This window comes from Paraglaciecola sp. G1-13, assembly GCF_055809255.1.
Genome location: NZ_CM147903.1, coordinates 3,394,030 through 3,415,671 on the forward strand (window position 1 = coordinate 3,394,030; position 21,642 = coordinate 3,415,671).

14 protein-coding genes are annotated in these 21,642 nt (G+C 46.2%); 6 read left to right on the forward strand and 8 right to left on the reverse strand.

The window, feature by feature from the left end; translation table 11 throughout:
• Positions 1 to 4: 4 nt before the first annotated feature.
• From leuB to AC0L6N_RS14525, 5 genes are all read left to right on the forward strand, one after another.
• Positions 5 to 1,105: a 3-isopropylmalate dehydrogenase gene (leuB, locus tag AC0L6N_RS14505; RefSeq protein WP_011576005.1), complete on the forward strand. Its 1,101-nt coding sequence runs from the start codon at positions 5 to 7 to the stop codon at positions 1,103 to 1,105.
• A gap of 12 nt (positions 1,106 to 1,117) precedes the next feature.
• Positions 1,118 to 2,524, forward strand: coding sequence for a 3-isopropylmalate dehydratase large subunit (gene leuC / locus AC0L6N_RS14510; RefSeq protein WP_011576006.1), 1,407 nt, complete (start codon positions 1,118 to 1,120; stop codon positions 2,522 to 2,524).
• A gap of 15 nt (positions 2,525 to 2,539) precedes the next feature.
• On the forward strand, positions 2,540 to 3,166 hold the full coding sequence (leuD, locus tag AC0L6N_RS14515) for a 3-isopropylmalate dehydratase small subunit (protein WP_473475443.1): 627 nt from the start codon (positions 2,540 to 2,542) through the stop codon (positions 3,164 to 3,166).
• A gap of 267 nt (positions 3,167 to 3,433) precedes the next feature.
• Complete coding sequence (locus AC0L6N_RS14520) at positions 3,434 to 4,456, forward strand: LacI family DNA-binding transcriptional regulator (protein WP_473475445.1); 1,023 nt, start codon at positions 3,434 to 3,436, stop codon at positions 4,454 to 4,456.
• A 63-nt stretch (positions 4,457 to 4,519) separates the two neighbouring features.
• Complete coding sequence (locus AC0L6N_RS14525) at positions 4,520 to 4,984, forward strand: CreA family protein (RefSeq protein WP_011576009.1); 465 nt, start codon at positions 4,520 to 4,522, stop codon at positions 4,982 to 4,984.
• 94 nt (positions 4,985 to 5,078) lie between these two features.
• Here AC0L6N_RS14525 and AC0L6N_RS14530 read toward each other — a convergent pair whose 3' ends face one another.
• From AC0L6N_RS14530 to AC0L6N_RS14565, 8 genes are all read right to left on the reverse strand, one after another.
• Positions 5,079 to 7,547 carry a glycoside hydrolase family 94 protein gene (locus AC0L6N_RS14530; protein WP_473475448.1) on the reverse strand — a complete coding sequence of 823 codons (2,469 nt, stop codon included), beginning with the start codon at positions 7,545 to 7,547 and terminating at the stop codon, positions 5,079 to 5,081.
• A gap of 45 nt (positions 7,548 to 7,592) precedes the next feature.
• Positions 7,593 to 9,134 carry an MFS transporter gene (locus AC0L6N_RS14535; protein ID WP_473475450.1) on the reverse strand — a complete coding sequence of 514 codons (1,542 nt, stop codon included), beginning with the start codon at positions 9,132 to 9,134 and terminating at the stop codon, positions 7,593 to 7,595.
• A 378-nt stretch (positions 9,135 to 9,512) separates the two neighbouring features.
• Positions 9,513 to 11,075, reverse strand: a complete 1,563-nt coding sequence (locus AC0L6N_RS14540; protein ID WP_473475452.1) for a tryptophan halogenase family protein — start codon at positions 11,073 to 11,075, stop codon at positions 9,513 to 9,515.
• Between the two features lie 156 nt (positions 11,076 to 11,231).
• A complete protein-coding gene (locus AC0L6N_RS14545) occupies positions 11,232 to 12,764 on the reverse strand; it encodes a tryptophan halogenase family protein (RefSeq protein WP_473475454.1) in 1,533 nt (510 codons plus the stop codon).
• 156 nt (positions 12,765 to 12,920) lie between these two features.
• Positions 12,921 to 15,941, reverse strand: coding sequence for a TonB-dependent receptor (locus AC0L6N_RS14550; RefSeq protein WP_473475456.1), 3,021 nt, complete (start codon positions 15,939 to 15,941; stop codon positions 12,921 to 12,923).
• 1,087 nt (positions 15,942 to 17,028) lie between these two features.
• On the reverse strand, positions 17,029 to 17,943 hold the full coding sequence (locus AC0L6N_RS14555; protein WP_473475458.1) for a substrate-binding periplasmic protein: 915 nt from the start codon (positions 17,941 to 17,943) through the stop codon (positions 17,029 to 17,031).
• Positions 17,944 to 18,076: 133 nt separating this feature from the next.
• Positions 18,077 to 19,204 carry a general secretion pathway protein GspB gene (locus AC0L6N_RS14560; protein ID WP_473475460.1) on the reverse strand — a complete coding sequence of 376 codons (1,128 nt, stop codon included), beginning with the start codon at positions 19,202 to 19,204 and terminating at the stop codon, positions 18,077 to 18,079.
• On the reverse strand, positions 19,197 to 20,108 hold the full coding sequence (locus tag AC0L6N_RS14565) for an ExeA family protein (RefSeq protein ID WP_011576017.1): 912 nt from the start codon (positions 20,106 to 20,108) through the stop codon (positions 19,197 to 19,199). The genes AC0L6N_RS14560 and AC0L6N_RS14565 overlap by 8 nt, the downstream gene beginning before the upstream one ends.
• Positions 20,109 to 20,371: 263 nt before the next feature.
• Here AC0L6N_RS14565 and AC0L6N_RS14570 point away from each other — a divergent pair, with 263 nt between their 5' ends.
• A complete protein-coding gene (locus AC0L6N_RS14570) occupies positions 20,372 to 21,589 on the forward strand; it encodes a multifunctional CCA addition/repair protein (RefSeq protein WP_473475462.1) in 1,218 nt (405 codons plus the stop codon).
• Positions 21,590 to 21,642 lie beyond the last annotated feature (53 nt).

A 21,642-nucleotide genomic window follows, 5' to 3' on the forward strand; every position in this document is an offset into this window, starting at 1 on the left:
GCACATGTCGAATTATAACATTGCCGTATTAGCGGGAGATGGCATTGGCCCAGAGGTCATGCAAGAAGCGAAGAAAGTATTATCAGTTGTAGAGCAAAAATTTAATCTGACGTTTACGCTGAATGAATTTGATGTTGGCGGAATCGCCATCGACAATCACGGTAAAGCCCTACCTGAGGCAACGCTGAAAGGCTGTGAAGATGCTCAAGCCATTTTGTTTGGCTCCATTGGCGGCCCAAAATGGGACAGCCTACCGTTGGAGGAGCGCCCTGAACGAGCAGCTCTATTGGCATTGCGCGGTCACTTTGATTTGTTCAGTAACTTGCGCCCAGCGAAAATCTATCCGGGTCTTGAGTCTTTATCTCCTCTGCGTGCAGATATTGCCGCTAGCGGTTTTGATGTCCTTGTTGTACGCGAATTGACCAGTGGTATTTATTTTGGCCAGCCAAAAGGCATCGAAGGTGAAGGCGAAGAGCAATTCGCTTATGACACCATGCGTTACAGCAAAAAAGAAATTCGCCGTATCGCCATCAGTGCCTTTGAAGCCGCACAAAAACGTGGCAAAAAAGTCACATCGGTTGATAAAGCTAACGTATTAGTGTGCAGTCGTTTATGGCGTGAAGTCACCGAAGAAGTCGCTAAAGACTACCCAGACGTGACGCTAGAGCACATCTACATTGACAACGCGACCATGCAATTATTACGTTACCCAGGCGATTTTGATGTGATGCTATGTTCAAACTTGTTCGGGGACATTATCTCAGATGAGTGCGCCATGATTACAGGCTCAATGGGTTTATTGCCATCAGCTAGCATAAACAGCGAAAACTTTGGTTTATATGAGCCTGCAGGCGGCTCAGCACCAGACATCGCAGGCAAAGGCATTGCTAACCCCATTGCGCAAATTTTATCAGCATCTATGCTACTGCGATTCAGCTTAAATCTAAATGACGCTGCAGATGCAATTGATGCCGCCGTGTTGAAAACGCTGGCAGATGGCGTATTAACCGGTGAGCTACTGAGCCCAGAAAACCACGACCAAGCCAAATCGACCAGTGAAGTAGGCGACTATATAGCGAATATTATCGCCAGCGCAAACGCATAAAGGAAAGACCAGATGAGTACCACCTTATACGACAAAATATTTCAGGCCCATATTGTCGATGAAATCGGCGACGATGCATTATTGTATATCGATCGTCATTTAATCCATGAAGTGACCTCCCCGCAAGCGTTCGATGGCTTGGCGCAAAAAGGACGTAAAGTCCGTCGTCCTGATCTGACCTTCGCCACCATGGATCACAGCATATCAACGCGCTCTCTCGCCATTGATGCGTGCGGCCCAGCGAACAAACTACAGCTTCAAACCCTAGCAGACAATTGCGAAGCTAACGGCATTCAGTTGTTCCCTGTGGGTCATCAAAAGCAAGGTATTGTACACGTAATGGGCCCTGAACTTGGCCTAATCAAACCAGGAATGACTGTGGTTTGTGGCGATTCACACACAGCCACTCACGGTGCTTTCGGCGCACTTGCCTTTGGTATTGGAACGTCTCAAGTTGAGCACGTATTCGCGACCCAAACTCTTAAGCAGAGTAAAGGTAAGTGCATGCAAGTTAAGGTCAATGGCGCTCGCCCACTTGGGGTAACGGCAAAAGACATCATCTTAGCCATTATTGGTAAAATTGGTCATGCCGGAGCCACAGGATGCGTTATCGAATATTGCGGTGACACCATTGAAGGTTTGAGCATGGAAGAGCGCATGACGGTATGTAACATGAGCATTGAAGCCGGTGCAAAGGCTGGCTTAATTGCCCCTGACCAAACCACATTTGACTACCTTGCAGGTCGTGAATACGCGCCAAAAGGCGCAGACTGGGATGCCGCTGTAGCCTACTGGAAGACCCTTAAATCAGATACAGATGCTAAATTTGATATTGTGGTAGAACTTGCCGCCACAGACATCGCACCACAAGTGACTTGGGGCACCAACCCAGGCCAAGTGATTGGGGTCAATCAGCCTATTCCTGCGCCAGAGGACTTTAGTGATCCTATCGACCGTGACTCAGCCGTTAAAGCGTTGAAATACATGGATATACAAGCAGGTCAAAAATTAGCAGATCTAACCGTAAATCACGTATTTATCGGCTCATGTACCAATGGCCGTATTGAAGATATGCGTGCGGCTGCCGCGATTGCTAAGCAAGGCAAAGTCGCAGAGAACGTCACCGCTATTGTGGTACCAGGTTCTGTGGCAGTTAAAGCACAAGCAGAAGCCGAGCAACTCGATAAAATCTTCCTCGATGCAGGCTTTGAGTGGCGCTTACCTGGTTGTTCAATGTGCCTAGGCATGAATGATGACATTCTAAGCCAAGGTGATCGCTGTGCCTCTACCAGCAACCGTAACTTTGAGGGTCGCCAAGGCCGAGGTGCTCGTACACACTTGGTCAGTCCTGCAATGGCCGCAGCAGCAGCGTTAGCCGGGCGTTTCGCCGATACCCGTGACTTCATTGCCAACGATTAATTATTAGGAATAACCATGAGCAATCAATCTAGCCCAGCTAATGCTGGCATCAGCGTTCATACAGGTCATGTGGCGCCGTTAAATCAAGCCAATGTCGATACTGACCAAATCATTCCTAAGCAGTTTTTAACGTCAGTGACGAAAAGCGGTTACGGAAAGCATTTGTTCCATGATTGGCGTTATTTGGATCTTCACGAACAAGAGCCAAACCCTGATTTTGTGTTAAATAAACCAGAGCACCAAGGGGCCAGTATTTTGCTGACCCGTGAAAACTTTGGTTGTGGCTCAAGCCGTGAACATGCGCCTTGGTCCCTCGATGATTACGGCTTTAAAGTGGTTATCGCGACCAGCTTTGCTGATATTTTTTACGGTAACTGCATCAATAACAGTCTATTACCGGTACAACTTGAAAGTGCACAAATAGACGCCCTCTTCGACGCTGTTGCACAAGATCCAGCATGTCAGGTCGTGGTAGATTTACCCCAACAACAAGTGCGCTTTAATGATCAGGTGATAGGTTTTGATATTGCCCCTCACCATAAAAACAACTTGATTAAGGGGTTAGATGCTATTGGACAAACCTTAGAGCTTGATGCCAAAATTAAAGCATTTGAAGACCAACAAGCCGCTTGGCAGCACTAGACACGCTGCCTATCAATAATCGCAGTGTAGCCATGGTTAATGCGTGGCTACGCACCCTGTGCATAATTATCATACAAATGAAAAGTCTTTTTGCTTTCATTTCCCGCTAACATCATTTACGCCGAAAATAATATAACACTCTGATTCATATTAGTTTTTTCACCTGATAGTTTTGCATTCCAGTTAAGACAATTTGAAAACGTTTACAGGTTGCTTTTCTGCGGCTAACCTATGCTTAATCACGGCTATCGAACAAGAGAGAATTTTTTGGCTAAGTTAGGCATTAAGGACATTGCAGCTATTTCTGGGGTATCCCCAGCCACAGTGTCGCGGACACTGCGCAATCCCGATATTGTCAGTGAAGAAACCCGCAAAAAAGTCATGAAGGCAGTCGAAGAAGGCGGATATACCCCGAGTCGGTTCGGCGCCAATCTGCGCACCCAAAAAAGTGGCAATATTATCGTTGTCATGCCGGACATCACCAATCAAGTTAATGCTGGTATCATCCGCGCGATTGAAAGTGAAGCGCAAAAAGCCGGTTATTCTATTTTGCTGGGTGACACCCAAGGCTTAGCAGAGCGTGAAAAGCACTATGCGAATATGGCGCAATCAGGCCAAGCAGACGGTGTACTCTTGTTCACCTTCCACATGCCATTTAATCTCAATGAAAATCAACCTGCGGCTAAACAACTGCCTCCTATCGTCAACTCTTGTGAATCAATCCCTATCGAAGGCATTAGCAAAGTCATGATTGATAATAACGCTGGGGCTCGTACAGCAGTTGAGCACCTTTTAAGCCTTGGTCACACGCGTATTGCTGCCGTCATGGGCCCGCGGGACACACCTAGCACGCTCGAGCGCTTAGAAGGTTATCAAGCCGCACTTTATAACGCCGGCATCGAGGTAGATGAGCAGTTAATCATTCGCGGAGATTACGGCTTAGATTCAGGCATCGGCGCCATGGAGCAGTTACTCAAATTACGCCTTAGGCCCACCGCAGTGTTTTGCTTCAGTGATGATATGGCCATCGGCGCCATGAGTGTCTTGCAAGAGAATGGTTTTCGCATTCCCCAAGACATATCTATCATGGGGTTTGATGATATTCGCTACGCTAGGTTAATGACCCCAGCCCTGACCACTATCCACCAGCCCTTGGAAGATATAGGCAAGGCATGTATGGCGCTGTTACTAGAGCAACTATCGGGTAAATCTGATCGAGCAAGATACGTTGAATTGCCGTTTGAGTTAGTCGTTCGCCAAAGTACAGGCCCTGCGCCTGACGATACTTAACAAGATATTTATCCCATCAAAAATCCATTACACTAAAGGAAACATCCCCTTAGTGAGTGAGATATGAATAAAATACTAGTCGTCATCAGCAGTGTATTTCTGTTAAGTGCATGTGATTCAAACGAAGTGGGTGATGTGAGCTTAGGCTTATTCACCACCAAAGACATTAAGCTAAATATACTGCAAGACCCCATTGTCAGTGGTGTAACGTGCCATGTGGCGAGCATTGAGGCCGATCTTAGTTTTTCCGATCCATCGGACAGCTCTATCGCTTGTCGTCAAACTGGGGAAATCACCCCAGAAATGATTGCCCAAATCGACAAGTCAGAATCCGGAGATGTGGTCTTCAAAAAATCCAAAAGTGTATTTTTCAAAAGCATGAAAATACGCCGAATTTTTGATGCCCGCAGTCAAACCCTAATGTATGTTTCTTACTCCACGAAAGAGACATCAGGCAGCTTTAAACATAGTCTTTCGACCGTTCCCTTGTGGGGAACAAAAGCGTTCAATACCTATACTGGCTCTTAACCGAATAAAGGCAATTAAAAGGTCATAAAACGCCCACGATGCTTATGCAGCGAGGGCGTTATTCACACCTCAACAGACCGCTAGCGTGCTCTGCTTAACCGACGATTGTCGCGATCACGTGATGCTCACCGTTGAATTGACTGTAATCAACAAGATTGCCCTGCACTTTTTTACCATCAATTTCTAGCTGCACCTTGCCTGACCCAAGGCCATCGGGATTACGTACCTCAATACTATAATGCGCACCTCTGAAGCGGCGCGACACAGCAAAGCTAGGCCAGTCAGCAGGAATGCAAGGCGCTATCGTTAAGCCCGCATAGTCCGGTTTAATGCCCAATATATATTGGCTGGCCGCGTAATAGCACCAAGCCGCTGTACCCGTTAACCATGAGTTTTTGGCTTGGCCCGGCGTTGCAGCATCAGTCCCAGCAATCATCTGGCTGTACACATAGGGCTCTGTTTTATGCAGGCTTTTAACGTCTTGCAAGTAAGCAGGCGAAATACTGGAAAAATATTCGAGTGCTTTATCGCCCCGCCCTAGCATGGCCTCTGCCACCATGATCCACGGATTGTTATGACAAAATATGCCCGCGTTCTCTTTATAACCGGGCGGGTATGAAGATATCTCCCCCAAATATTTATCGTACTCGCTAAACGCTGGTTGGTTCAGCATGATGCCGTGGGGCGTGGCTAATCGTTTTGCAACAGAATCGAGTGCTTGGCGTGCCTTGCCATCTTGCATGCCAATTCCTGCCATCACGCAGAACCCTTGAGATTCTATGAATATTTGGCCTTCTTTATTTTCGTGACTGCCTATTTTTTCGCCCTTGGCATTGTAGGCCCGCAAAAACCATTCGCCATCCCAACCATGCTTGAGCACAGCATCGCGCATTGCATCGACTTGCTTTTGTGCATAATGGGCCAGTTCAGCCTTACCTAGTTGCAAGCAGAGTTGTACAAAATCTTGGCCGTAAAGCACAAACTGACCCGCGATCATCAAAGACTCTGCAACGTCAGACTTACCGCGCTGGGTGGTTTGATAGGATTCGTTTGGATCGTCAGAAAAACAATTAAGGTTTAAGCAATCATTCCAGTCTGCTCGGCCAATTAACGGTAACCCATGGGGCCCAAGGTTGTTAACCACATGCTCAAAAGCACGCTTCAAATGTTCAAAATGGTCTGGCTCACCAGTTTCATCACCGTCAAACCCTACCTTTTCAGTGAGAATCGAAAAATCCCCCGTCTCTTTAATATAATTAACCGTTGATAACACCATCCACATGGGATCATCGTTAAAGTTGCCACCTATGTTGGCATTACCTTTTTTAGTCAGAGGCTGATATTGGTGATAAGCCGAGCCGTCTGATTTTTGCGTCGCACTGAGATCTAAAATTCGCTCTTTGACCTTATCCGGCACCATATGGGCAAAACCAATGGTATCTTGATTTGAATCACGAAAGCCCATGCCGCGCCCTATCCCTGATTCATAAAATGAAGCGCTGCGTGACAAATTAAAAGTCACCATGTTCTGATATTGATTCCAAATATTAAGTGAGCGATTAAGTTTTTTGTTTGGGCTGTTAATTTGAAAGTTACCCAACAAGGTGTCCCAGTGTGTCGCCAAATCATCTAACGCCCGTTGCACACTGTGGTTATCGGCGTAGCGCTTGATCAGTTCTTGCGCCGGCGTTTTATTGATGACCCCTGGAGATTGCCATTTTTGAGCTTTTTCCACTTCACAGTAACCCAAAACAAACACTAGGGTACGCTCTTCACCCGGCGCTAACTCGACTTCTACATGATGTGAAGCGATAGGCGACCAGCCATGGGCATGAGAATTCGCAGACTGGCCCTGTTCAACGCATAAGGGGTTTTCAACACCTCGATAGGGCCCTAAAAAACACTCTCTGTCGGTATCAAACCCGCTGATGGGTTGATTAACCGAGTAAAATGCATAGTGATCTCGGCGCTCGCGGTATTCGGTTTTGTGATAAATAACACCGTCTTCTACTTCCACTTCACCAGTGGACAAATTCCGTTGAAAATTAGTGCCGTCATCCTCGGCGTTCCACAAACACCACTCGATATAAGAAAACAAACTGATTTTTCGGTGCCTAGCGCCAGTATTTTTAAGGGTCAATCGATGCACTTCAGCCTTTTCACCTAAAGGTACAAAGCAAGTAAGTTCAGAATTGATCCCTTGGTGACTCACTAGAAAACGGCTGTAACCCATACCATGTCGGCATTGGTATTTTTCGGGTTGGTTAGCCACAGGTCGGCCCGAGGCAGACCAAATCTCATCATCACATTTTAAGTAGAAATAACGGCCTGACGTATCGACGGGCACACTGTTATAGCGATAACGCGTTAAACGGCGAAACTTGGGATCTTGATAAAAACTATAACCACCAGCAGTATTCGAAATTAATCCGTAAAACCCATCGTTACCTAGGTAATTTATCCATGGGGTTGGCGTAAACGGCGTGGAAATGACGTATTCTTTTTGCTGATCATCAAAATAGCCAAATTCGGTGTTCATGGCATCAGTGGATGGCTCGATCATGGGAAAACTCTCTCTAAGTAAATACGCGGCCTAAAAGCCAAAGCGCTATTGATGATTAGTTTGAATGGCGTTTCTGCGCTCAATAAGCTGGGTGTTCATTAGCTGTTGCTTTTTATCCGTTAATGGATAAAACAGCATCAGCAATGCTCCGGCTAACCCAAAAGCTGCGGGAATAAAGCTCATAAGCTGTTGCATGCCAGGGAGTGAGGCTTCAATCGTGCTCGCATCCATACCGTCATAGCCATAGCCTGCCAACACAACCAGCACCAACGCGCCTGCAAAACCATTACCGGTTTTTTGCACAAAGGTCCCCGCGGAATATACAAGGCCGGTCGCCCGGCGACCGTTCCGCCATTCTGAGTAATCAGCGGCATCACCTAACATGCTAAAGAATAAGGTTGGCATCATTGCAGCAAAAAATTCCGCGCTACAGCCGAGAATAAATATGTAGCCAATGTCTTCCCCTGGTATCCAATAAAACCCGCACGTTAGGGCACTACTAAGAAGCAGGGCAACAATAAACAAATTTCGTCGACCAAGCTTATTCGCTAAGTAGCTAGTGCACAGTGCACCTATGATTGACACTACCAACAAGGCGATAAAATACTGGCCTGTGAGTAACTCATCGCCCACAAAGTACTTGAAGTAATATGCAATCACGCTGTACTTAATACCGTTGAACATCATAGTAAGAAAGCCCATCCCAAGTAGAATAAGCCAAGGGCGATTCGTCAATAGATCGAGCATGTCTTGCTGGGTACCAGACACATCTCCTCGAGGACGATTTAACATCCGGCGCACCAACCAGGTAGCGGTTGCGAAAACCAGCACAAACAGAGCGCCAGTCGCAAGATTGCGGTAATAGAAAAATAGGCTCATTGAGAGCAGTGGCACAAGTACAAAAGGAGATTGCTTAGCTAAATCCCATAACTCACTGCGAAAGCTGCCGCGCACTTGTTCAATGGGAATAACCCGCTCTTTTGTCGTCGCGACGGATGTCACCATAAGAGCCATTAATAGGCCTGCGAACACATACATGGTGTACTGATACCCTTGCACGTCGTCACCGGCCCCTAACATAGCTACTAGGCTTGGCAGAAAGCCCATCACAAATAAGCCTCCCACGAAGGCACCAGCAAAACGAAATCCAGACAAGCTAGTGCGCTCTTTATCATCTTCGGTCATCACCCCCATCAAAGCAGAATAAGGGACGTTATTAACGGTGTACGCCAGCGTCAGACCTATGTAGGTCAAATAGGCATAAACTAATTTGCCTGTGTCACTCAAGTTTGGTGTGGTGAAGCACAGCACCATAAACGCCCCTAAAAAAGGGGTAGACCACAAAATCCAAGGTCGAAATTTACCCCAAGCGGTGTGAGTACGATCAGCAATCATCCCCATGATGATGTCTGTTACACCATCTGTCAGGCGCACCACCAAAAATAAAATAGCCGCAGCAGACGCTGCCAAGCCAAACGTATCGGTATAGAACACAGCTAAGTAAGCTAAGGCGCCACGCCAGACCAAATTCGCAGCCGCGTCCCCCATGGCGTAGCCAATTTTTTCGTATAAGGGTAAGGTTTTCATAAATGATGCGTGCTGTTGACGGGATACTGGCTGCGTTGAAGCATAGTTATTATTCCTATTCCAGTGCTATTGGGGCGACTGTCTTTGTAACAACAGTACAAGATTAACGTGGTGATAAACCTAGTCTTAGGTGATTGTTAGCGTAACGTTAAATGCAAATGAAAACGTTTTCAAGGCTTTTGTATATTTTTCTTTAAGCCGCTTAAGATAGAGCAGTCATTCGAACGCTAGAGCGAAGATTAGAATATTGAAAGGTAACTATTTAGACCCGACACTAGACCAATTTTGGTATGCCTAAGGTGCTTTTGTCTTACTGGTCGTTACAGTCTAGGCGCACTAAAGCAGTGGCCTATGTACACTGCAACACCGTTCAAACGCTTACACTTTTTGAAAACCGTACTGCTCAACGTGATTGAGCAATTGACGATTGCTTTTCAGCCCAGCCATGAGTTTGCGCACATGCTGCTGGTTTTCCTTTAAGTGTTTGACGGCACTTTGTGGCGTGTCAAATTCCCTTGATGACACATCATTCAAGGTTTCAAAGCCCATACCGTACAAAACATATTGATAACTAGCTGATGGAAACATGATTTCATTTTGCACAAAGTCATTGCGACTAGGTGGTTGAAAACGCCACTGCGTGAGTAATGATCTAAGCCGTGGGGATATCGACTCAGGTGCACGCATTTGATGCCAGTACGGCTCACTGCGCGCGCTTAAAACATAATGCAACTTTAGAAATTCGACTATGTTTTCCCAGTGCAAAAGGAATCGTCGGTTAAAGTTATCCTGGGTAACCTTCATATGCTCTGTTGTTACAGGCAGGTTTTCAGCAATGGCGGTAGCCGAGAGCTCAACTAATGCTAATGCAGATGCCTCTAAGGGCTCTAAAAATCCCGCTGACAAGCCAACCGCGACACAGTTTTTATGCCAAAAATGACTACGGTGCCCAGGTTCAAAATTGATCTTTCGTGCTTTGAGCGCATCAGCACGTTCAGGCCCAATAGACTGCGCCACATAGGCTTTAAGTGTTCGCTGCGCCTGCTCATCGTCAGTATGCTTGCTAGAATAGGTATACCCCACCCCTCGTCGGTCTTGTAAGCCGATATCCCATATCCATCCGGCCTCTTGGGCAGTTGATACGGTCGCCGAGACGATAGGGTCATCATCATTAGTGTATGGCACGTGCAGCGCCATAGCACTGTTGTTAAACAGCACGTCGCTTTTATCGATAAATGGCACATTAAAATGTTGCCCTAGTAATAACGAACGCGCCCCTGTGCAATCGATAAATAAGTCGCCGGTTAGCTCACCACTTTGACGCGTTTGTAATGCTTTAATGTCGCCATCATCGTGACTGATCACTCCTTCAACGTGATCTTGAATATGGCGAACGCCTAGCATAGCCACGCAGTGCTGCTGGATTAACTGCCCAAATTTGCCTGCATCAAGGTGGTAACCGTAATTGAGCACCCCTGCATATTCAGGGGTAGCGTTTTGTTTTGGGGCTAACCCTGCCTGACAAATATGACTTTGCGCACAAACCACGTCAGCAAAAGGATGCTCAGAGGCATAGGTTTTCCACGCGCTGTACTGATTTGCTTTGCCGTAGCCGCTTGGGATCACAAAAGGGTGGTAGTAAAAGTCATTGTCTGCGCCGTTTTTCCAGCCGACAAACTTTGAGCCCTGTTTAAACGCTGCGCCGCAGTGGCGAATAAATTCAGTTTCGCTAATCCCCATGCGCTGCAAAGAGTTACGCATTGAAGGCCAAGTTCCCTCCCCCACGCCAATAATATTCACATCGGGTGATTCAATTAGGCTGACGCTAATTTTGCTTTGCTGTGAGCCACATTGGTGCTCTGCGGCAATGATCCCAGCGGTTAACCAACCTGCACTGCCACCACCGACGACAACGATATTTTTGATACTGCGGTTACTCATTTGTGACTACCCATGTTAAACATGACATGCTATTTACGGACGCTTTGGCACAATACTCTTTATACTACCCCATCTAAGTGGATGACACGCAACAACTCCTTTATGTTTTCCTTTGTTGCGTATTCGCGGCCTACCCGTCACTCTGCCTGCTAGTGCTTATGACGCTTTGCAATAGCGCTGAATAAACTGTTGATGACTAGGCAATTGGGCAACTCGTTGCTCTATTGCGCTGCGCATGCCGGCTAAAAAGCGCGTTAACTCATCCTTATTCATTTCATTCACGATATGGTGATACTGCTCTGGCGCTAGGCCTTGCCCCAACATGACTTGCGTCCAAGAATCGACGCGGAATATATCGCCATCATCTAAAAAGACTCTCCCCGTTTCTTTAAATAAGCGAATTTTGTGGGCCAAAGATGCAGGCACTTCCATGCTTTGGCAATGCTGCCAAAACGGTGAGTCATCACGATTGGTAACCTTATAGTGCAATACAATAAAATCACGAATACTGTGCAGTTCACTGGTGAGTTTTTCATTGTATTCATCAATGGTGGATTGGCACACACCATCGAAGGGGAACAAGCGCATTAGTCGTACGATGCCTGTCATAATCAAATGAATGCTGGTGGACTCAAGTGGCTCTACAAACCCACTGGCTAATCCCAATGCCACACAGTTTTTGTTCCAGCCCTTGCGTCTGCGGCCGGTCTTGAACTTAATCACTCTGGGTTCGTTAATGGGGACGCCATCCAGGTTAGCGAGTAAAGTGGTTTTTGCTTGGTCGTCACTCGTGTATCGGCTACAGAATACCATGCCATTGCCTACGCGATGCTGTAACGGAATTCGCCACTGCCAACCAGATTCATGGGCGGTAGCACGGGTATAAGGTAGAGGATCAGAATTGGCTTGAGTTTGCACCGCGACTGCGCTGTCGCACGGTAACCAGTGTGACCAATCCTCGTAGCCGGTATGTAAGGCCTCTTCTATCAGCAGACCTTTGAATCCGGTGCAGTCAATAAAAAAGTCTCCCTCAACAACTTGACCTGATTCAAGTGTTAAAGATTGAATGAAGCCACTCTCTTGATGCTTATTAACCTGTTGAATTTTACCTTCAATTCGAGTCACCGAATCGGCGCAAAAATTCCGTAGAAACTTAGCGTATAGCGTGGCATCTAAATGGTAGGCAAAGTTCATTGGCGCATTTGCAGAGAAGGCAAACTTCCCTTGCTTTGAAGCCTGAAGCTCGTAGCAGTAGTCCCCGAAAGGGACGTCTATTCCCAGCTCTTTTCCCCGTAGCCAGAAATGATGGAACTCCCCAGCCCAGCACTCTTTTCCCGTGACACCGAAGGAGTGAATATAACTGTCATCTTTTTGTCCCCAGTTATTAAATTCAATCCCCAGTTTGAAGGTACTATTGGTGGCTCGCATAAATGCTTGCTCGTCGATATTCAGCAGTTTGTGTAGTGTTCGAATGGGCGGAATAGTGGCTTCGCCTACCCCTACCGTGCCAATCTCGTCTGACTCAACCAAGGTGACATCGAGTGATTTTCCCAGTAATTTAGATAGCGAAGCAGCAGCCATCCAACCTGCTGTTCCACCACCAGCGATAACCACTTTTTGTACTCTTTGTCGTTTCTGCCCATTCTGGGTGCTCTGCGTTTTCTCGTTGTTCAAGACTAACCTCGCCATCCATATAATTAGGTTGAATACGTTAGATTCAAAGCTCTTTGCTGAAGCTCTTTTCTAAAGCTCTTGTTTCAATATAACTAAAAAACAAGCCGCGATAAATCGCGGCTTTAAATGCCGATTAACTCGGCAGACCTACAGGTACACACTTGTTACACATTAGAACGTATATCGGGCACCTAGCGCGTAGCGCGCGCCAAGTTGTTCCAAGTTCCATAATTGAGCGGACGTACGCCCGTGACGGCGACTGTTCTCATCCGTAATGTTTATCCCTTCAAGGAATACAGATAAATCATCATTCACTTGATACGACACATTAAAATCGATTTGCGAGTAAGACTCGGTAAAGCCCGGTTCATTCACGTATTGACTCGTGGTGTCCAAAAACTTATCACGCCAGTTGTAAGCAATACGCCCCTGCCAGCCATCTTTCTCATACATGGCCACCAAGTTTGCCGTATCACTTAAGCCCACTAACGCGAATTGCGTTACCGATGGGTTAGCAGTGATATCGTAACTTACATCACCATTGACTGTGGTGTAGTTAGCTTGTAAACCAAAGCCCGTGTCTCCGAAGAAGTGCTGAGCAGCCAGCTCGAAGCCATAAATATTGGCGTTCTTATTATTCACTGGTTTTGAATTAATAAAGGTTAAGAATGGGTCATCTTCATTAGGTAACACATCATACTGGGCTTCGAATTGCTCTATGGTTAACGAGTCATAAGCGATGTTGTTTTCCATGGCTGCCACCATGTTAAACAAATTAGTATCGGTTAACGGTTGTCCAATACGTTCAAGTTCAGCGGCCGCAGCCTCTGCACGTGGACCAGCGGTCGCATCACGTTGACCGAATACGCTTTCTTCCACCTGCTCGTTACCAATAAAGTTCTTCACTCGTTTATCGTAGAAGCCTAACGATACATAACTGGTATCTTCAAAATAGTATTCAACGGATAAATCGATATTGTCAGATTCAAGTGGCACCAAAGAGGGGTTACCTGAGCTAGCGGTTGCAGTTGCGCCTTGGGTGATTAGCGTTGGACCGCTTGGCGTGCCCACGGATGCTGCCGCGCTCAAGTTATTGTACGTTGGGCGAGCAATGGTCTTGCTGTAAGACAAACGCGCCTTAACGCCATCCATCACTTCAATATCAAAATCAATACTAGGTAGAATATGGTCGTAGTCAGAATCAACAGCCACGTCTTGAGTCTCAGAGCCAAAGCGCACATTAAAATCGTTATTACCTTCCCACGCTATTGCACTGGGCAAGCTAATGTTAGCGACCGATGTAGAATCAGTGCTTTCGTAACGAACACCCGCAAGGATATTGTACGGACGACCACCTAACTCTCCGTCTAATTCAAACTCTACATAAGCCGCAAATATGTCTTCTTCAATTGTGCGGTTAGTGGCGAACGGGTTATCGGCTGCAAATGCGAAGCCGTATTCCTGCGCGGCAAATGCGCCAATCTGTGCTACATCACCAGTGAAACCTTGGCTGAAAATGCCGTTGGTGTTGTAGTCATCAAACTCGTCGGCAAAACTAAACGGCGTTAAGTAGTCCGCTGGCAATTCACCCGGGTTTTCGATACCCCAGTTACCCATGGTACGTCTGGTTAATGATTGCAGTGACGTGCTTTCCATTGAGCGCGATTCAACACCGAAATTAATCCCGCCATCATCAAATGAGTACTCACCATCCAAACGGAATTGGGTGATATCTGTGCGCTGAGAATTAAAATTCATATCAAGAATTGCAGTACCTACATCATCTTGGTCAAGCACGCCATTACCGTTTAAGTTGTCACGCGCAGCGTCATCAAAATCTACCGTCATGATAGGGAAATCACCAGAGAAGTCAGCCCCCTGCCCACGGTTAACATTGGCCCCTAACCCTAGGTTAGTCCAGGTACCATAAGGTGCATCTGGGCGCCCTTCGGCTGATGAATCATGCACATCGAAGAACATGACTAAGCTGTCGTTGACGTGGTACTCAACATTAAAGCCAACAGATTTGTTTTCATTGACTTGGTTAAGCTCCTGAATGGCTAGCCCCAAATCCCGCGGCAGTAAATCACGGCGTTCTTGTTCAATCAATATAGGGGTTTTAACCACTTCGTCGTCAAAGGTAAGCTCTGAGAAGTAGCCATCATCCATCCAGATGGATTGCTCTGCGCGAGCCTCGTATAGGTCCTGTTTTGAATAGGTGTAATCCAGGGTTGCGGTTAAATCTTCTGATGGGGCATATTGAAAAGTAAGCTGCGCATTAGTACGTTTACGTTCACGATCAGCAATTGAGTAACGTAAATCAGCTGGGATGGCAAACAGTTGACCGTCTGCTGGACCATTGTTTACCACCACCGCTGGCCCATTAAAGCCAGGTAAATTAGGATCGGTTTGGTTAGGTGATTGTGGAATGCTGCCCTCGTATGGGTTAACACGCCATTCATTAACAAATGCACCCACTGCTGAGCTGTCACGCTCTTGTACACTGGCAGATAAAGACACACCAAAAATGCCGTCGTCATCAACAAAGTTAAAGAACCCTGATACTTCAGGCGTTACGTCATCCCCCACACGGTTAGTGGTGTCCATCAATGCTTTTGCGCCAACAGAGCCGGTAAAGCCGCTTTCCAGTGCGTCTAATGGGCGCGCCGTCTTAATGTTAACGGTTGCCCCGATACCGCCCGTTGCTATGCTAGCACGACCAGTTTTGTAAACTTCCACACCACGCACGCTTTCAGAGGCTAAATCGGCAAAATCAAAAGCCCGTGAATTTGGCGTGCCACCACCGCCAGGAATAGCAGCACCTGGCATGGCACGACCATTTAGCGTCACCATATTAAAATCAGGTCCAAAGCCTCGAGCCGTAATCTGGCTTCCCTCACCGTTACTCCGACTAATAGAAATACCCGTGATGCGTTGCAAAGATTCCGCTAAGTTAGTATCAGGAAACTTACCTATGTCTTCTGCAGAAATGGCATCAACCACACCAGCAGAATCACGTTTAATCCCCATAGATTCTTGAATACTCGAGCGCATGCCTCGTACTTGGATTACCTCCAAGTCATTCGCGCTTTCTTGAGCAACGGCAACCACAGGAGCAAGTACTGTCGTACCAAGCAGTATTGAAATACTCTTGGTCAGTAGTGACTTATTAAATTTCGCATATGTGTTCATTTTTGTGCGTCCTTTGTGTTTCTATTAGTAGAATTAACCTAAACCATACAAATTGGAAGTCAGCTACTGCTCTTGACCACTTTTTTATTTTTCATTAATGAAAGCCGGTCTTCCCAAATACGTTGCGCGGTCGCTGTAACATCAATACCCTCAGGGCATAAATACATGTTTTGCGTTTACCCAATTGAGTCTCGTCCAACCACCAATGTAAACGTTTTCATAATGCTAGGTTTATTTTAACAATTCGTCAACATTTTTAGTCGATAAGCCATTTAATTTCAAACATCACTATCAAGCTAATGAAATGTTACAAATACATTAATACAAACTCGACCAGTGTGGGTATCACAAAATCGGTGACTAATATGACAAATTCGGCGTTAAGATAGCTATAACTTAACAAAGGCCTTATAAACAAAGGGAGAAAATGGACAATGAAAATATTAATAATTATATGTTTGCCTATACCTAAAACGTTAAAATGTTAATAAAAGTAGATAAATAAGCGTTAAAATTATATGTGAAGCACTGTGCAACATGCGCAAATAACGACAAGAAGTCGTGCATTAAATACAAGAACAATGAGATATAGGTTAACAAAGTAACCTGAAAATATTGAGATCCAAAGCATAGCGAATGAAAATTGATGAAAACGAAAACATTTACAGTACGTATCGTATACGATGATACTGCTGCACCTATCAGGCAGACTGTTACTAATAATTGGCTTATATCAAGCTGCAACGTCGCCACTGTGTGCATAATGACCATTCAGGATGAAGCTTAATGGGTCACAAAAATAGCGCTAGTGTCTGCAAATTCCATCGAGTCAAGATAATATGCATTAGTAAATGAGTGAAATGCAGCGTAACTATCTTTGGTGAAAATCTGCCGAAAAAGTCGACACTGTTTCTACATTTGAGGGATCGGCATATTTATAAGTCCCACCCACTTATGATGCAATACGCTAAAACATGTTAACTCGCGCTGTATGCTCTACAGAAAACGTTTTCAGATGAACTTTGTAGATGTAGCGGTTTGAAAGTGTTATGAAATAGGAGATATAAGGGGTTGAGGGTTGATATACCTAGGATGAATTTGAGTCGAGTAGTCGAATAAACTTGTTATCTATTTCCGCTTTCGCACCGCTTTTAATCAAACGTTGAAACGCGCGATCGAACTTATCCATCCACATTTTCGCTTCGGGGTAAGACGTTGAAATGATGAAATGCAAAGGCACTTGCTCTACATACTTTTTAAGCACAACCAGCTTACTGTCTGTTAAGCGGTCATTATTGACCTCATTCACAGAAACATAGTCATTTGTCAGGCCAGCGTCACTCCACCCCCGCTGCACATGTCCTATGCATGCGGCGCCATCAACCACGCGATTAATCTTCAAATTGAGACTTTCCACTACACCACCTTTCACAAATTCGGCCGAATAGCCGTAAGGTAAGCATAAGCGTTTATCCTTCAATTGTTGTACATCAGTAAAATTCGATGCCTTACTGACATAGAAACGTACTGGGATAAAATTGATAGGCTTAGAAAAATAGTATTTCTTAGCCCGCTGAGCAGAATAGACATAAGGGAATGTCCCCAGGAAACGTTGCTCTGTAGTCCATCTTTCTCCCCTACTCCATGGCAAAATGTGTATATCAACATTGAGCCCCATCTCTGCAAACGTACGTGTTACAAGCGCTTGAGACCAGCCACCGTGGGGCATCTTGGCGGATATAAAAGGGAAGTAGCTTTGGCCCGTTGTTAAGCGTATCCGCTTATTCACCGCTTCAAAAGCTTTAGGGGCAGCGCTCTGGTCATCCGTATATATGACGCGAGCATCATTAGGCTGATGCAAATCGTCTTGATTAGCGTGAGGGAGGCTTGGACTGTCTGATGCATTTACCACGTTCAGAATACTAATTACCAAGAAGAGTAAGCAGGCCTTCGAGGCGAAGGTAAAGTGCAGCAAACAAAAGTGCGGTTCCTTGGCAGCCATGTCTGGTTGATATTCCTATTTGCGGTAAACGAGCAAGTAATAAACGCATTATGCATATTACTTGCTGCAGTTCTACATAATCATGGTCACTATAAAGGTGGTCGGTTGTGTAGCCCACTGGCGAGTGATAATTTTACCACTCGCTAAGTGCCGACATGCTGAAAGTTTGCCCCTGATAGTTCAGGATCACATGTTGTGGCTCTATATGCTCGATACGCACTTTATCTGCAATCATATCCCCTTCATTCAGCGTCCTATTATTCACCTTTACCCATCTATCTTGCGCTGAAGATGCATACATGTGCGTGGTAAAAACCATGGGGGGCAGTTGTGTTAACACCCATGCAGGCAACTGATCAATGCGCGGTGTATCTTCACTTTTTGTTTGCGTGGCTTCGAATGGCTGTTCGGGCTCTTTGTCCAATTCTGTGATCGCCTTCTCAAAGCGCTTTAATAAGTCAGACGATATTCTGGGGCTTGGCTCTGGCTCTGCTTCAGGTCTGGGGCTGACTTGCTGTTCAAAGGGAGGCGTTGTCTTAAGTTGAGTATTACTATGCGGCTGGTTAACGGCCATTGCGACAGACTCATTAACTGCATTTTGATTGCCGCGTGTTTGAGCAACATCTGGCTCGTTCGATTTTACCATTAAGACTTTTTCGTTGTTATTCGCAGAAGGTTTGTCTCCCCCAGGATCCTTTTCGCTCGCGCGCAAATTATCAGCAAGGGTTCCATTTGTGTCTATCGCAGAACTCGCATTTTCTCGACTGCCTCCAGCGAAACCTTCAACAATGGCGGCGTCATCTTGTGCCGCTGGACTGGTGAGCTTGGCTAACAATGACGGGGCGATAGCTACGCCCCACCCCATTGCAAATCCAATAAATACCACCACCACGCCTTGCAATAGCGGCTTGGTATAGTATTGCCAGCGAGAAGGTAACGCCTGGATTGACGGTAAAAACAAACTGCGATTGAATTGATCTGACACCGCCGCATCAGCGCCATGCAGAGCTCTAGCCCCAGCGACGCGCTCACTTTCGAGTAATTTCTGCGTTTGTGATTTTTGTACTTTAGGGCGGTCAATCTCCACGGTTTGGGCAGGATCAATTTCCACCTGCTGTACGCCCATTTCCCCTAACCCTGTGACCATTTCCATGCTGGTCACTAAACCGGACTTACGTATTTTAATTGGGCCGTTTTGCTGCGTAATCTTTACTATCACCATGCCAGGCAGTAAGGCATCAATATTGATAAGGTTATCCATACCAATGGCCTCCCATAAAGCCTAACCCGAAGGCCAGTACAAACAAGCCTGCGAGTATTAGGGTACGCTGTTTTCCTCTGCGCTGAGCCACCACATCAGCGCCCAAGATTTGCTCTGCGGCAGCATAAAATATATGGGTATGTACCACGGGAGCTTGTTTAGTAAACGTTAACGTTAACGCCCTATCACATAATAAATTAATCACCCTCGGTATACCGCCAGTGACCTGATACACAGCGCCCAGTGCGCCTGCACTAAAAACACTGCTATCGCCATTTGCTACCCCTAATCGGTGATGAATATAGGCTTTTACTTCACCAGAAGTGAGCGGTAGCAAGTGGTAACGGGCGGTGATGCGCTGGGCTAATTGACGCAGCTCGTTACGTTTCAACAATTGCTGCAATTCTGGCTGACCGATTAACACCACTTTGAGCAGCTTTTCCCGGTTGGTCTCAAGGTTGGTCAACAAACGTAACTGCTCAAGCACCTCTGGCAACAAATGCTGGGCTTCATCCACAATCAATATCGTGTTCAAGCCTGCGTTGTGATTAATCACCAGCTTGTTGAGGATCAAATCCGTAAAGTATTTTAGGCTCGCTCGTTCGTGTTGATAATCTATGCTTAGCTCGTCACAAATGGTGGCGAGTAACTCAATGGCCGAGAGCGTTGGGTTAAGCACCATGGCGACCTGAGTATTATCAGGCAGCTGCTGCAATAACTTACGCGACACGGTGGTTTTCCCCGTTCCGACTTCGCCTGTTAACATCACAAAACCGCCACTTTCCCGTAACCCAAAGGTCAAATGAGCAAGGGCTTCTTTGTGTCTTGGACTCATATATAGGTACGCGGGATTAGGTGCGATAGAAAACGGATTATCTGAAAGTCCGAAATAATTAAGATACATAGCTGCGGTTCTAGTGGCCGATTGAGGATAAGCGGAAGATAAACTAACGGCTTCATCCAAGCTTGTCAAAGGTAAGACGCGTTATGCATAAAGCTGATGTTTACAGTTTTAGCACTGCAATTTCGCCCCCGCCAATTCGAGTAAATTCAACGGCTAAGCGACTTTCACAGGCGATACACATTATTAATCGCTTATTCTTATGCGTATTTTTGCTCATCGGATAAATCAGGCATAATAAGACGATTCTCAAATTTAAGGTGACTATGCAAGTATATTTAGTAGGTGGGGCTGTACGGGATAAGCTACTCGAGCGACCCGTAAAAGATAAGGACTGGGTTGTCGTGGGTGTTAGCGAAGCCGATATGCTGGCCAAGGGCTTTCAGCAAGTGGGTAAAGACTTTCCAGTATTTTTACACCCTAAAACCCAGCAAGAATATGCCCTAGCCCGCACCGAGCGTAAAATAGGCCAAGGCTATGCCGGGTTTGAGTGCGACACCTCTACCAATGTCACGCTCGAGCAGGACTTACTGCGCCGGGACCTAACCGTGAACGCCATGGCAATGGATGACAACGGCAACATTATCGATCCCTTCAATGGCCAAAAAGACCTTAAAAATCGCGTTTTACGCCATGTGTCTGACGCGTTTGAGGAAGACCCGCTGCGCGTATTACGCGTTGCACGGTTTGCAGCGCGCTACGCGAGTTATGGCTTTAGCATAGCGGATGAAACCAAAACCTTAATGGCTAACATAACCCAATCGGGGGAGCTCAGTCATTTAAGCGCTGAGCGTGTGTGGGTCGAAACCGCAAAGAGCTTACTTGAAGATACCCCCCAAATATATTTTGAAACCCTGCGCGAATGCGGCGCCTTAAAAGTGTGGTTTGCTGAGCTTGATTGCTTATGGGGCATTCCTAATCCAGCCAAATGGCATCCCGAAATTGACACAGGGATCCACAGCATGATGGTACTGGAACAATCTGTGCGGGTATCTCATAAGCTCAGCGTACGTTTTGCCGCTTTAGTGCATGACTTAGGCAAGGGTTTAACACCACCAGAAGAATGGCCGTCACATCGCGGGCATGAAAAACGTGGCCTTGCGCCCATTAACACCCTCTGTGAGCGGCTAAAAGTCCCCAATGACTGTCGTGATTTAGCGTTATTAATGAGTGAATTTCATAGTCATGTGCATCATGCGTTTAAGCTCAAAGCCGCCACGATTAATGATTTCTTAGACAAATGTGACGTATGGCGAAAGCCTGAGCGCTTTGCTGATTTATTGCTGGCCTGTACCGCCGATGCGAAAGGGCGAACGGGATTTGAAGAGCGCCCCTACCCCAACGCAGATTATATTTGGCAAGCCTATTTGCTCGCCAAAGAGGTCAACGTACAAGAAATAGTGCAAGCAGGTTATAAAGGCGCAGAAATAAAACAACAACTCAGACAAAAACGCATTCATGCTATCGCCACAAACGTGGCATAATAGTAGTCCGCTTTTTTAGCATCCGAACGATAAACAGAACACACAAGGCTTAC

Excerpts from the sequence above, each read along its gene's own strand:
- leuB (WP_011576005.1), top strand. The coding sequence starts at position 5 with ATGTCGAATTATAACATTGCCGTATTAGCGGGAGATGGCATTGGCCCA.
- leuC (WP_011576006.1), top strand. The coding sequence starts at position 1,118 with ATGAGTACCACCTTATACGACAAAATATTTCAGGCCCATATTGTCGAT.
- leuD (WP_473475443.1), top strand. The coding sequence starts at position 2,540 with ATGAGCAATCAATCTAGCCCAGCTAATGCTGGCATCAGCGTTCATACA.
- AC0L6N_RS14525 (WP_011576009.1), top strand. The coding sequence starts at position 4,520 with ATGAATAAAATACTAGTCGTCATCAGCAGTGTATTTCTGTTAAGTGCA.
- AC0L6N_RS14530 (WP_473475448.1), bottom strand. The coding sequence starts at position 7,547 with ATGATCGAGCCATCCACTGATGCCATGAACACCGAATTTGGCTATTTT.
- AC0L6N_RS14535 (WP_473475450.1), bottom strand. The coding sequence starts at position 9,134 with ATGAAAACCTTACCCTTATACGAAAAAATTGGCTACGCCATGGGGGAC.
- AC0L6N_RS14540 (WP_473475452.1), bottom strand. The coding sequence starts at position 11,075 with ATGAGTAACCGCAGTATCAAAAATATCGTTGTCGTCGGTGGTGGCAGT.
- AC0L6N_RS14545 (WP_473475454.1), bottom strand. The coding sequence starts at position 12,764 with ATGGCGAGGTTAGTCTTGAACAACGAGAAAACGCAGAGCACCCAGAAT.
- AC0L6N_RS14550 (WP_473475456.1), bottom strand. The coding sequence starts at position 15,941 with ATGAACACATATGCGAAATTTAATAAGTCACTACTGACCAAGAGTATT.
- AC0L6N_RS14555 (WP_473475458.1), bottom strand. The coding sequence starts at position 17,943 with ATGGCTGCCAAGGAACCGCACTTTTGTTTGCTGCACTTTACCTTCGCC.
- AC0L6N_RS14560 (WP_473475460.1), bottom strand. The coding sequence starts at position 19,204 with ATGGATAACCTTATCAATATTGATGCCTTACTGCCTGGCATGGTGATA.
- AC0L6N_RS14565 (WP_011576017.1), bottom strand. The coding sequence starts at position 20,108 with ATGTATCTTAATTATTTCGGACTTTCAGATAATCCGTTTTCTATCGCA.
- AC0L6N_RS14570 (WP_473475462.1), top strand. The coding sequence starts at position 20,372 with ATGCAAGTATATTTAGTAGGTGGGGCTGTACGGGATAAGCTACTCGAG.